8 protein-coding genes are annotated in these 11,829 nt (G+C 66.0%); 1 reads left to right on the top strand and 7 read right to left on the bottom strand.

The annotated features are described in order from the left end of the window. Positions 1–389: 389 nt before the first annotated feature. Positions 390–1,484 carry a DUF5694 domain-containing protein gene (locus tag QRM89_RS07385; protein ID WP_285447675.1) on the top strand — a complete coding sequence of 365 codons (1,095 nt, stop codon included), beginning with the start codon at positions 390–392 and terminating at the stop codon, positions 1,482–1,484. 55 nt (positions 1,485–1,539) lie between these two features. On the opposite strand, the gene QRM89_RS07380 is transcribed toward QRM89_RS07385, so the two are convergent. The 7 genes from QRM89_RS07380 to QRM89_RS07350 form a co-directional block, all read right to left on the bottom strand. Then, positions 1,540–1,836: a hypothetical protein gene (locus QRM89_RS07380; RefSeq protein WP_011269640.1), complete on the bottom strand. Its 297-nt coding sequence runs from the start codon at positions 1,834–1,836 to the stop codon at positions 1,540–1,542. A 146-nt stretch (positions 1,837–1,982) separates the two neighbouring features. Beyond that, positions 1,983–3,614 carry a DUF5597 domain-containing protein gene (locus QRM89_RS07375; protein ID WP_285447674.1) on the bottom strand — a complete coding sequence of 544 codons (1,632 nt, stop codon included), beginning with the start codon at positions 3,612–3,614 and terminating at the stop codon, positions 1,983–1,985. Next, entirely contained in the window at positions 3,614–5,950 is a 2,337-nt protein-coding gene (locus QRM89_RS07370) for a S9 family peptidase (protein WP_285447673.1), read from the bottom strand. The genes QRM89_RS07375 and QRM89_RS07370 overlap by 1 nt, the downstream gene beginning before the upstream one ends. Then, entirely contained in the window at positions 5,940–7,526 is a 1,587-nt protein-coding gene (locus QRM89_RS07365; protein WP_285447672.1) for an APC family permease, read from the bottom strand. Before QRM89_RS07365 ends, QRM89_RS07370 begins: the two co-directional genes overlap by 11 nt. 64 nt (positions 7,527–7,590) lie before the next feature. Beyond that, on the bottom strand, positions 7,591–9,450 hold the full coding sequence (locus QRM89_RS07360; RefSeq protein WP_285447671.1) for a DUF885 family protein: 1,860 nt from the start codon (positions 9,448–9,450) through the stop codon (positions 7,591–7,593). Beyond that, entirely contained in the window at positions 9,447–11,273 is a 1,827-nt protein-coding gene (locus tag QRM89_RS07355; RefSeq protein WP_285447670.1) for a DUF885 family protein, read from the bottom strand. Before QRM89_RS07355 ends, QRM89_RS07360 begins: the two co-directional genes overlap by 4 nt. Then, positions 11,270–11,695 (bottom strand): hypothetical protein, encoded by a 426-nt coding sequence (locus QRM89_RS07350; protein ID WP_285447669.1) that lies wholly within the window; start codon positions 11,693–11,695, stop codon positions 11,270–11,272. Before QRM89_RS07350 ends, QRM89_RS07355 begins: the two co-directional genes overlap by 4 nt. Between the last annotated feature and the right edge of the window lie 134 nt (positions 11,696–11,829).

Below are 11,829 nucleotides of genomic sequence, written 5' to 3'. Positions count from 1 at the left end.
ATGCCAGCGTCTGCCGCCTGATTGCGTTGCATGCGGACATGCGTCCCGGACTCACGGTGATGAAGACCGCGCTGGAAACCCACATCGCTAATCGCAAGCGACACAGCGCAACGTACATCAGGCAGCTGCATCAGCAACGACGCAACACAGGCACTCAACGGCAACGGGCCGCCTGCGAACCCCGCGCACGCACAGCCATCAGGCGCAGTGACTTATCGCCTATTGTTTCCAAGCGTACGCGGCAACGACACTCGTCGTGCGCCAGCGGCTCCACGGCGCACCGTGATCACCCAGACCGAAAAACAACGCGACCACACGCGGCGCCGCGCCCATCTGCAGGCCGGCACGTTCACCGGTTCCGCATCCGCGCACCACCTCAAGGAATGAAGATGCATCTGCACACGGTTAGATGGGTACTGTCGTTTGCGCTCATATTACCTGGCCTCGCACAGGCGCAGGCCACCCACGTTGACCTGTCTACGCTGGATGCGGAGATGGCCGGCCCGCGCACGCCGGTTCTGGTGTTGGGGAGCGTGCATCTGTCGCAGCTACCGAAGGGGAGCGATGTCAGCACCGCGCGCCTGCAACCGCTGCTGGAGCGCCTTGCCGCGTTCAAGCCGGACATCATCACCATTGAAGGGCTGTCTGGCGAAACCTGCGACCTGATGCGGCGGCATCCAGCGGTGTATCTGGCCGAGGACGTGTCCGCGTATTGCCCGGATACGGCCGCCGCGCAGGCCGCCACCGGGCTGGACGTGCCCTCGGCAATCGCCCAGATGCGCACGCTGTTGAAGACCATGGCGCGCACATCCACACCCGCGCAGCGCCGCCACCTGGCCGCGGTGTTCCTGGCTGCAGGCGACCCCGCATCGGCCAGCGTGCAATGGATGCAACTGCCGGCCGCCGAACAACGTGCAGGCGATGGCCTGGACCAGGCGCTGGTGACATGGTTGCGCGCGTATCAGGACCGCCCCAACGAGAGCCAGCAGATTGCCGCACGCCTGGCGGCGCAACTCGGCCTGCAGCGGGTGTATCCGGTGGACGACCACACCGGCGACAACATCGATCTTGGCGACCCGGCCGCGTACGGCAAGGTGATCCAGGCCCAGTGGGAACAGGCCGCACCACGCGCCAAGCCGATGCGCGACCAGGAAGATGCGCTGGCATCGCAGGGCCGCCTGCTGGAGCTGTATCGCGCGATCAATGCGCCGGGCAACGCGCAGCTCGCAGTGGATGTCGATTTCCGCGCGGCGCTCCGCGACAGCTCACCGGAGCATTACGGGCAGCGGTATGTGGCCGGTTGGGAAGCGCGCAACCTGCGCATGGTCTCCAACATCCGCACCAGCTTCGGCGATCGACCCGGCGCACGCGTGCTGGTCATCGTTGGCGCGATGCATAAACCGTGGTTCGACAGCCTGCTGGGGCAACTGCAAGGCATCGATATCGTCGATGCACAACAGGTGCTTGGCGCACCTTCCCGGTGAGCCGCTGTGGCGTGTCGCACGTTCACTGCGCTCACGCCCGCGAACCGCGCCTGCTTCAGGCCAGCACGTCCAACAGGCTGCCCAGCGCTTCGTCGGAGCGCCGCAGCACATTGGCGTTGGCCTGAAAATCATTGCGCGCCGACAGGCCGGCCACCAGATCGGTGGCCAAGGCGGACGGATCCGCCGCCGCATCCACCACGCTGGCAGTCACGCCGCCGCCGGCCTGGGTGCTCGCCGCCACGGCCTGGCGGGGGCTGCCTTCCACCGGCTGACGCGCCACGTTGCTGGCGGCCACCTGCTGGCGCAGGGCGGCCACCTGCATTCCGGAACTGGCGATGGTGCTGATGCTCATGGTGGCTCCGGACTGAGAACAAGAAAAAAACGACAAACGCCTGCTGCAACCACCAACCGGACGATGCGAACTACCAGTCACGCGCCACCCGTCCAGCACATCACGGCCTGCCGATCACCGGCGGCCAATCCGCAGCCGCTACGCGTTCAGTAGCTGCCCACCCGCACCCGCAATACCGGCGGCGGTTGGCCAGCCGCATCGGTGCGGCCGAAATTGAGCCCGTAGTCGGTCTGGTCGCCGTTGAGCTGGCGCTCCATCTGCCAGCGCCCGTCGACATACCGGCCCTGCTCCACCTGCAACAGCTGCCCATGACGGGTATCGGCCGCGCTGCGGAAAAATTCAATGCGCGCCGCGGTACCGGTGACCAGAAACTCGTCCGGCCCCTGTTGCAGCACCAGCAGGCGCCCGGCGTGGTCGTCGGTGCCGGGCAGGATCGCCGGCGCATCGCCCCACAGCGGCGCGCCAAACGACACCTTGGCCTCCCAGTCACCGAAACGCAGCGTGCGCTGCGGCGCCCCCGGCTGCTCGGCCACCGCTTGCAGGCGGCCATCGAGATTGGCTTGGGCAATCAGGCGTTGCAGCGGCGCCAGCTGGCGGAAGTTGGCCGCGTGCGCGGCAATGGCCGCGCGGTTCGCCTCGCTGTCCGGGTTGCCGTCGATACCGAACACCGAGAACCCGATCCCGCCCTGCCCCAGCACATGGAACAGGTACGGCGCGGTGGCCGCTTCGAAGCCGGTCTCCGACACCCAGGCCGGATTGTCGGGGCGCGCGTATTGGCCGATGACCTTGGTGTATTCGCCGTAGTCGCTGGTGTAGATGTCGGTGCCGATGAAGTCGATCGACGGCGTGGCCGCGCGCCACAGCGCAAACACATTCACCGTGGCGCCGCCGGAGGGGTAATCCATGCCGGGGTAGCGCTTGCCCTTGTAGCGCAGCCAGGTGTTGACGTAGAGCGGCAGCGGATACGCACGCTTGCCGGCTGCGGCCACCTGTTCGATATACGCGGCGGTGGCATGCGCATTGAACGCTTCGGCCGCTTCCGCACCGAATAGTTGCTGCCAACTGCCGGCGGGCTTGCCCAGCGCCGCGGCAATGGCGGCCGGCACCGGTTGCGCGAATGCCGCTTCGCCGGCCGGGCCGTGATCGCGCACGGTGCCGATGGCGCCGGGCTCGTTTTCCACCTGCACCACGATCACGGTGTGGCGGTCGCCATCGACCTTGCGCAGGTGCTGCATCAGCGCGGTGAATGCACGTGCGTCGGCCTGCACATTGGCCGCCACGTGCGGCGACAGCACGTCCACCGGCTCGCCATTGGCGTCGCGCATGCGTGGGTAAGTCGCGTCGTCGCGCTTGATCCACTCCGGCACGTAATGCATCTGGCCGTTCTTCCAGCTGCCGAACCAGAGCAGCGCCACGCGCAGGCCGCGCTTGCGTGCCCCGGCGATCAACGCATCCACGTTGGTGGTATCGAACCGCCCCGGCGCCGGCTCGAACTGCTCCCAATACACCGGCGCTTCCACCGTGTTGGCATGCAGCGCGACCACCTGGTCCAGCGCCTGCGGCAGTACAGCCGGCCAGGCGCTGGAGTTGTGCAGCTGCGCGGCCAGGATGGTGTACGGCGCGCCGTCGACCAGCAAGGCGTGGCGGCCGTTCTGGGTGACGAAACGTGGCAGTTCTTCAGCATTGGCAACAGCGGGGCCGCCCAGCAGTGCCAGCGTGCAGAGCAGCACTTGCGCAACACAGCGACGCACGGCGCCACGGGAAAGAAACAGGCGCATCAGCGGGGCTCCTGGGCAGTGGCATTCCAGCGCGGCGTAGCGTCGCCGCGCAGATGCCGAACGAAAAAGTCGTACTGGCGGCGCTGCACGTAGTCGATCGGCCCGCTGGAGCGGCCCACCGAATGCTCGCCACCCGGCACGTTGAGCAGGTCGAAATCCTTGCCGGCCTTGATCAGCGCATCCACCAACTGCGCGGTGGACGCCGGGTCCACATTGCTGTCCTGCTCGCCGACGATCAGCAACACATCGCCCTGCAGCGCTGCTGCATTGACCACGCCCGATGCGGCGGCATAACTGGCATCCACCGGCCAGCCCATCCACTGCTCGTTCCAGCTGATCTTGTCCATGCGATTGTCGTAGCAGCCCGCAAACGCCACGCCCACCTTGTAGAACTCCGGGTGGCGTTCGAGCGCGCCCAGGGTGCTCTGCCCGCCCGCAGATGCACCATAGATGCCGACCCGGCTGATGTCGTACGAGGGGTCCTTGGCGGCCAGCGCACGGTGCCAGGCAATGCGGTCGGCAAAGCCGGAATCGCCCAGGTTCTTCCACGCCACATCGTGGAAGGCCTTGGAGCGGTTGGCGGTGCCCATGCCGTCGATCATCACCACGATGAAGCCCAGGTCCGCTTGCGCCTGCATGCCGATCTGCTTGTCGCCACCGGAGTGGTAGCCGAACGGCCAGAACGTCTTCGGCACGAAGGCATCGTGCGGCCCGGCGTAGATGTTCTCGATCACCGGGTAGCGCTTGCGCGGGTCGTAGTCGCGCGGGCGCACCACCATGCCCCAGATGTCGGTGCGGCCATCGCGGCCCTTGGCCACGAAGGTCTCCGGCGCACGCCACCCGGCGGCCTGTAGTTTATCGATGGTGCCTTGCTCCACCTGCTGCAGCAGGCGGCCATCGATGGCATGCAGCTCCATCACCGGTGGCAGATCCGGGCGCGAATAGGTATCCACATAATGCTGCCCATCCGGGGCAATCGCCACATCGTGGTCGGCGTCGCTGTGGGTCAGCCGGCTGAGATGGCGACCATCGAAATCCACGCTGTAGAGCTGGCGGTAGTACGGGTCCTTGCCGGCATCCATGCCACTGGCGGTGAACCAAATGCGGCGTTGTGCATCGTCCACGCGCAGCACATCCCGCACGATCCATGCACCGCGGGTGAGCTGGCGTTTGACCTTGCCGCTGCGGCCGTCGAACAGATACAGATGGCGCCAGCCGTCGCGTTCGGAGATCCACAGGATCTCATCGCCGCGCCCATCGACATCGTGGCGAAAGCTGCGGTCGGCATACACAAACGTGCGCGCGTCCTCGCCCACGGCCACGTGCGCGCGGCCGGTCTGCGCGTCCACCGCAATCACCCGCATGCGTTGAAACCCGCGTTGCACGTACTCGAAACTCACGCTGCGGCTATCGCTGCGCCACTGCAACGGCGACAGCGCATACGGGTTGCCGAACAACGCCGTGTCCACCTCACGTCGGCTGCCATCCAGTGCAAACAGCACCGGCCGCTCCACGTCCACCGCATCGCCCGGCTTTGGGTACAGCTGCGCGTGCACCACCGGCTGCCCGCCACCAGGCGGCACCGCTTCCACGCGGGTCACCCGCCGCGCATACCCCGGGCGTACGCGGTACACCGCGAGGTGCTGCGAATCCGGCGACCAGGCGACGCTTTCAACATCATAGAAATCCTCGGCGCGGCCGTCGCTGCTCAACCGCGTACTCTGGCCGTCGGCCACGCGCCGCAGCTGCAGATTCCAGCCATCGGCCACCACCTCCCACGCACCATCGGGTGAGTGCCGCGGCGTGGCGTCGGCCGCCACAGCCGGATCGCGCACCACGCCAAACCCGCGAGGGCGCTGCTGCGCGGTGGCAGCCACCGGCGCGCATTGGTAGTGGGTCAGTGTGCAGCGCCAGCTGGTCTCGCCGATCTCGAATTCCACTGCGCCATCGGCACGCCCGGCCTCCTGGGCATAGGCAAAACGCTCGAATGGCAGCGTCGTTGCGGTGACGTTGTTGCCGCCGGCAGCAGACAACCCACGCGCCAGCTGCGCATGATCGAAGGCGGGCGTTTTCTGCAGCGTGGCCAGGTCTTCGCGCATGAACGCGAAGCCACCCGGCACGGTCTTGCGGTAATAAAACGTGTCAGCGTCGTGCCATTGCGCCGGCCAGCTCACGTTTTCGGTCAGGGTCATCCACTGCGCACGCAGGCCCAGCGACCGCTGGTAGTCGGCCACGCTCGGCGCAGCCTGCGCCGCAGCAGCAAGCAGCGCCACGCAGGCAACCACGCCGCGCAGCCACTGCCGCATGCAGGTGCGCTTGCATCCGTCACTCACCATCGTCCTCCTCCAGCGCCAGTTCGTCGCTGCGCAGGCCGCTACGCGCGCCCCAGTGATAGATGCCGAAGGCGATCACCGCCACGCTCAGCGTGTCGAACGGATGCGCGATCCAGCCATGACCACCGAAGGTGCCCGCCCACGACACCGCCATCACCAGCACGAAAAACACAATCAGCCACAGCGACGCGCGGACCTGGCGCAACAGCCGGGCCCTGCCCGCGCGCGATGGCAGGCGATACAGCACGTACGCCGCGAACGCGACCACCTGCAGGCCCAGCAGCCAGGACAGCGTGGGCCAGGTGGACCAATACACGATCAGAGCGGCCACCACGAACGACAGCGGCCCCAGCACCGCAAATCCGCGCACGCGGAACGGCCGCGCCAGGCCGGGCGCACTGCGCCGCAGCGCGGCCACCGTGACCGGCGCCACCGCATAGCTCAGCACCAACGCGGCCGACACCACGCCAATCAACGTTTCCCAGGACGGGAATGGCAAGGTCCAGAAGATCGACAACCCCAGGCTCAGCCACAATGCCGGGCGCGGGATGCCCGAGGCCGGGTCCACCCGCGTCAACACCGGCAGAAACCCGCCGCTGCGCGCCCAGCCGTACACCACGCGCGGCGTGGCATTCATGTAGATATTGCCGGTGCCGCTGGGCGACACCATCGCATCGCAGATCACCAGCGCGGCCAGCCACGCCATGCCCAGTGCCAGCGCGATGTCGTGGTACGGCAGCGAAAACGACTTGTCGATGCCGCTCCAGCCCTGCGCCAGCTGCGCGGCCGGAATGCTGCCCAGAAAGGCAAGTTGCAACAGCACGTAGATCACCGTGGACAGCGCCACCGACAGGATCAAGGCAATCGGAATATTGCGTTGCGGGTTGCACACCTCGCTGGCCACCGAGACGATCGGGGTGAGCCCCAGGTACGCAAAGATGATGCCGCCGGCGGAGATCGCCGCTTCCACCCCGGCCATGCCCGAGGGTGCGAAGCCGTGCACGCTCAGGTTGTCGGCATTGAAGTGCTTCATCAGCAGCACGATGACCAGGATCGGCACCAGGAACTTGAAGATGCTGACGATGTTGTTGGCCAGCGCGAAGGTCTTGACGCTGAAGTAATTAAGCGCAAAGAACAGCAGCAACAATGCCAGTTGCACCAGCCAGCCCAGCAGGCTGGGATGCGTGCTGCCGGCCTGGCTAAGCGCCGGAAACCAGGCCGCCGCGTACTGCCGCGCCGCTTCCACTTCGATTGCGATCAGGCTGGAAAACGCAATCAACGTGATGAAGCCGGTCAACGACCCCAGCAAGGGCCCATGCGAGTACTCGGGGTACCGCACCACGCCGCCGGCGCGTGGCAACGCGGCGCCGAGTTCGCAATACACCAGCCCCAGCAACAACACCGCGATGCCGCCAAGAATCCACGACACGATGCCGGCCGGACCGGCGATCGAGGACACGTGGCTGGCGGAAAACAACCAGCCCGAGCCGAAGATCGAGCCCAGCCCGATGAAGGTCAGGTCGGTCAGGCTGAGCCGCTTGTGGAACTTGCCCTGTGCGCTCGCACCGTGTGTGGTCATACGTCACCCCCAGAGAGGAAAGCAGTGAAACCGCGCGGCCTGCGCCGGCATGAGGCAAGACAACTCAGTCGCTGGCCGACACCTTGGCATCGGCATCGGAGCCGGCGCGCGGATCCGGATACGGCGATGCGCCACCATCGGCGATGAATCGATCGATCCGCGCTTGCAGCACCGGCAACGGCACCGAGCCGGTCTGCAGCACCGCATCATGGAAGTGGCGTAGGTCGAACGTCTCGCCCAGCGCCGCCTCTGCCTTGCGGCGCAGCTCCAGAATCTTCAACTCGCCCAGGTAATACGACAGCGCCTGGCCCGGCCAGGCAATGTAGCGATCCACCTCGGTGGTCACTTCGTGCTCGCTGAGCGCGGTGTTGTCGCGCAGATACGCGATCGCCTGCGCACGCGTCCAGCCCTGGTGGTGGATGCCGGTGTCGATCACCAGCCGGCAGGCACGCCACATCTGGTAGGTGAGATAGCCGAAGCGGTCGTACGGCGTCTCGTACATGCCCATTTCCTGGCCCAGATATTCCGAGTACAGCGCCCAGCCCTCGCCATAGGCGGAGATGTAGCTGTAGCGGCGGAACTCCGGCAGATCCTGCGCTTCGGCGGCCAGCGGCATCTGCAACGCGTGGCCGGGCGATGACTCGTGCAAGGTCAGCGCGGTGAGGTTGTACAGCGGGCGCGATGGCAGGTTGTAGGTGTTGACCAGATAGATGCCCGGCCCACCGCGGCCACCGGTGTAAAACGGCGCCAGCTCCGGCGGCACCGGCTCGATGGCGAAGCGCTGCCGCGGCAGGCGGCCGATGTAGTCGCCGACCTTGGCGTCGACGCGCTTGGCGATCCAGGCCGCCTGCTTGAGCAGCTCCTCCGGCGTCTTGGCATAGAACTGCGGATCGGTGCGCAAGAACTGCAAAAACGCAGGAAACACCGCCTGCCCGGCTGGCGGCTTGAAGCCGCTGGCCACGATGGTCTGGTCCATCTGCGTGCGCAGCTTGGCCACTTCCTGCAGGCCAATCTGATGGATCTGCTCCGGGCTCAGATCCAGCGTGGTGAACTCGCGGATCTGTGCGCGGTAGTAGGCCGCGCCATCGGGCAGCGCTTCGCCAGCCAGGGTGTCGCGGGCGCGTGGCTGATACTCCTCGCGTATGAAGCTGAGCAGCTTGGCGTATGCCGGCACCACGTGTTGGGCGATGACCTGCAGCGCCTGCTGCCGCAACTGCGCCTGCTCGGCGGCCGGCAGGGTGGCCGGCATCTGCTTGAACGGTGCGTAGAACGGATTGGCCTCGCCCTTGGCCTGCACCACATCGGCAATGGACTGATCGCGCCCGGTCAAGGTGACCCTGGGCTGGCTGAAACCGCGCGCCAGGCCGGCGCGCATGTTGTCGGTCTGCTCACCGAAGTAGCGTGGAATATCGGCCAGCATCTTCAGATAGCGCTGGTAATCCTGGCGCGTACGCAAGGTGGCCTCGGCACTGAAGCCCAGGTCGCTCCAGAACGCCGAGTCGCTGTTGAACGGCATCTCCCAGGCGCGGAAGTGCTGCTGGTCCAGCAGCACGTCGAGCTGCTGGCGATACACCTGCGCGTTCACCTGATCCTCGGCCGAGAGCTGCGCCATCGGAATCGCGTCCAGCTCCTTGAGCACCTGTTGCCAGTACGCGGTGCGCGTCTGCTGCGTGGCCACGTCGACCTTGGGCAGATGATCGGCTGGGCCACTCTGGGTGGCCTGGTTGTCTTCGTCCACCGCACCCGCCAGCTGCGCCTGCCGCCAGCGCCATTCGCGCGTGTACAACGCCTTGAAGCGCTGCGCAGCGGATGTCTGCGCAACCGACGCCGGCGCCGCCGCCTGCACGGGCGCAACCACGCTACACAGGCTGGCTGCGATCATGCTGCTCAGGACGCTGGCGCGCAACACGGTCAGTGCGCTCATCCGCGTGCATCCCGCGTGGCAATGGCCGCTTTCGATTGCACGATCCACGCACGCACGCGCTGTTGCAGCATCGCCAGCGGCATTGCGCCACCACCCAGCACCGCATCATGGAAACCGCGGATGTCGAAATGCGTGCCCAGTTCTTTTTCGGCTTCGGCACGCAAGGCCAGGATCTGCAACTGACCCAGTTTGTACCCCAGCGCCTGGCCCGGCCAGACGATGTAGCGGTCTGTTTCGGACTGGATGCTCGGCTCGTCGTCGGACGGATGCGCGTGGAAGAAATCCACCATCTGCTGGCGGTTCCAGCGCTTGTAGTGCACGCCGGTATCGAGCACCAGGCGATTGGCGCGCAGCAACTCGCCGGAGAGCCGGCCATAGTCGTTGTACGGGTCCTTGAAGAAGCCGATGTCCTTGCCCAACCGCTCGGCATACAGCGCCCAGCCTTCGATGTAGGCGTTGTAGCCGGCCTGCTGGCGGAACGGCGGTAGCGGCAACGTCTGCGCAAGCGAAATTTGCAGGTGATGGCCCGGCACGCCCTCATGGTAGGCGGTGGTTTCGATATTGATCAGCGTGCGGCTGGCGTAGTCGCTGGTGTTGACCTTCACGATGGCCGGCTTGCTGCCCTCCGGATTGCTCTGCCAGTACTCGGCGCCCGGTGCGGTCCGCCGGAACGCAGGCATCGCCTGCACCTCCAGCGCAACCGTGGGCAGCTTGCCGAACAGCTTGGGCAACTCCGGCTGCATCGCGGCGATGTACTGCCGGTATTGCTGCAGGATCTGCTCGCCGGATTTGGCGAAGTGGCGTTTGTCGGCGTCGACCGCCTTGCGGAAGCTGGCCAGGTCCGGGTAGCCCTGCGCCTTGGCGATGACGGCCATCTCGCCTTCGATGCGCGCCACCTCCTTCAAGCCGATCTGATGGATTTCCTCCGGCGCCATGTCGGTGGTGGTCTGGGTGTGGATGGCGTAGCGGTAGCGGCGCTCGCCATCGGGCAGCGACCAGATGCCTTCCTGCGCGCGCCCTTGGGCGGCGTATTCGTCACGTACGAATGCTGCCAGGCGGGTGTAGGCGGGCCTTGCCTGCTGGTCGATTGCTGCAATCAGTTGTGTGCGTAACGCAGCGCGCTGGTCGGCCGGCACCGCGCCGTCGAGCTTCTTCAATGGCGAGGCAAACGGGCTCTGCGCGCCCTGCATCGCTGCGATCTTGTCGATCTGCTCCGGCAGCCGTTCGAGCAGGTAGCGCGGCTGCACCAATCCGTCCTTCGCCCCCTGGCGCGACACCGCGATGACCTGGTCGATCACGGTAGGAATCGCCTTCAGCCGGGTGATGTAGTCCTGGTAGTCCTTGGCGTTCTCGAATGGAAACGCATCGCCGTACCCGGCCAGTGCCAGCTGGATACCGCCGACCGGCTCCAGCGGCATTTCATAGGTTTTGAGGTCGAGCCCTTCCAGCCGGTCATGCAGCTGGCCGAGCATCATCTGCAGGCTGAGTTGGCGTTGCTCGTCCAACGTTTTGGCGTCGACCGCCTCGAACTTGCGCAGCAATGCGGCCGTGGCAACGCGCTCGGCCTGCGCGGCGTCCAGGGAATAGTCGCTCCAGCGATCGTTGTAGCGCTTGTCGCCGATGATGCTGGCAAATTCCGGGCTGTGCTGCAGCTGGTATTGCCATTGCTGATCGAGCAACGCATCGAAGGCTTTAGCCGCCTGTTCGTTGGTGGGTGCAGGCGCTGCGGCGGCGGCGGTGCTTGCACCGGGCGTTGCCGGTTTGCAGGCAGTGAACAGCGCAGCGGCAAGCAGGCTGACAACGACAGGACGCAATACATTCATGCATTCACTCCGAAAAAGATGCGGCCCATCGGCACCGTAGCAGCGCGCTGGCGCGCGATGAAGCTGTCCCGGTAACGCCGCATCGCGCGCAAGCGCGCTCCTACGACATCCAGGTCGTTTTTGCGCGTGGCGGCCGCCCGATCACTGCAGCGGTGCAAGGTGAACAGCGCAGCAGCGAGCAGGCTGACAACAACAGGGCCCACTACATTCATGCATCCACTCCAGGAAACGCGAACCACCGGCACCGTAGGAGCGCGCTTGCGCGCGATGAAGCTCTCCCGGTAATGCCCCATCGCGCGCAAGCGCGCTCCTACGACATCCAGGTCGTTTTTGCGCCTGGCGGCCGCCAGATCAGTGCAGCTACGCAAAGTAGACAACGCAGCGGCAAGCAGGCTGACAACGACAGGACGCAATACATTCATGCATTCACTCCGAAAAAGACGCGACCCACCGGCACCGTAGGAGCGCGCTTGCGCGCGATGAAGCTCTCCCGGTAACGCCCAATCGCGCGCAAGCGCGCTCCTACGAGATCGACCTCACCATGCCGTTCACTGCA

This window comes from Xanthomonas sp. LMC-A-07, assembly GCF_030208825.1.
GTDB lineage: Bacteria > Pseudomonadota > Gammaproteobacteria > Xanthomonadales > Xanthomonadaceae > Xanthomonas > Xanthomonas campestris.
Note: the sequence above shows the minus strand (reverse complement) of the source record. Positions and strands in the feature narration are given on the sequence as shown.

What these genes read in the sequence shown, in the direction of transcription:
- QRM89_RS07385 (WP_285447675.1), top strand. Translation starts at nt 390, where the DNA reads ATGCATCTGCACACGGTTAGATGGGTACTGTCGTTTGCGCTCATATTA.
- QRM89_RS07380 (WP_011269640.1), bottom strand. Translation starts at nt 1,836, where the DNA reads ATGAGCATCAGCACCATCGCCAGTTCCGGAATGCAGGTGGCCGCCCTG.
- QRM89_RS07375 (WP_285447674.1), bottom strand. Translation starts at nt 3,614, where the DNA reads ATGCGCCTGTTTCTTTCCCGTGGCGCCGTGCGTCGCTGTGTTGCGCAA.
- QRM89_RS07370 (WP_285447673.1), bottom strand. Translation starts at nt 5,950, where the DNA reads ATGGTGAGTGACGGATGCAAGCGCACCTGCATGCGGCAGTGGCTGCGC.
- QRM89_RS07365 (WP_285447672.1), bottom strand. Translation starts at nt 7,526, where the DNA reads ATGACCACACACGGTGCGAGCGCACAGGGCAAGTTCCACAAGCGGCTC.
- QRM89_RS07360 (WP_285447671.1), bottom strand. Translation starts at nt 9,450, where the DNA reads ATGAGCGCACTGACCGTGTTGCGCGCCAGCGTCCTGAGCAGCATGATC.
- QRM89_RS07355 (WP_285447670.1), bottom strand. Translation starts at nt 11,273, where the DNA reads ATGAATGTATTGCGTCCTGTCGTTGTCAGCCTGCTTGCCGCTGCGCTG.
- QRM89_RS07350 (WP_285447669.1), bottom strand. Translation starts at nt 11,695, where the DNA reads ATGAATGTATTGCGTCCTGTCGTTGTCAGCCTGCTTGCCGCTGCGTTG.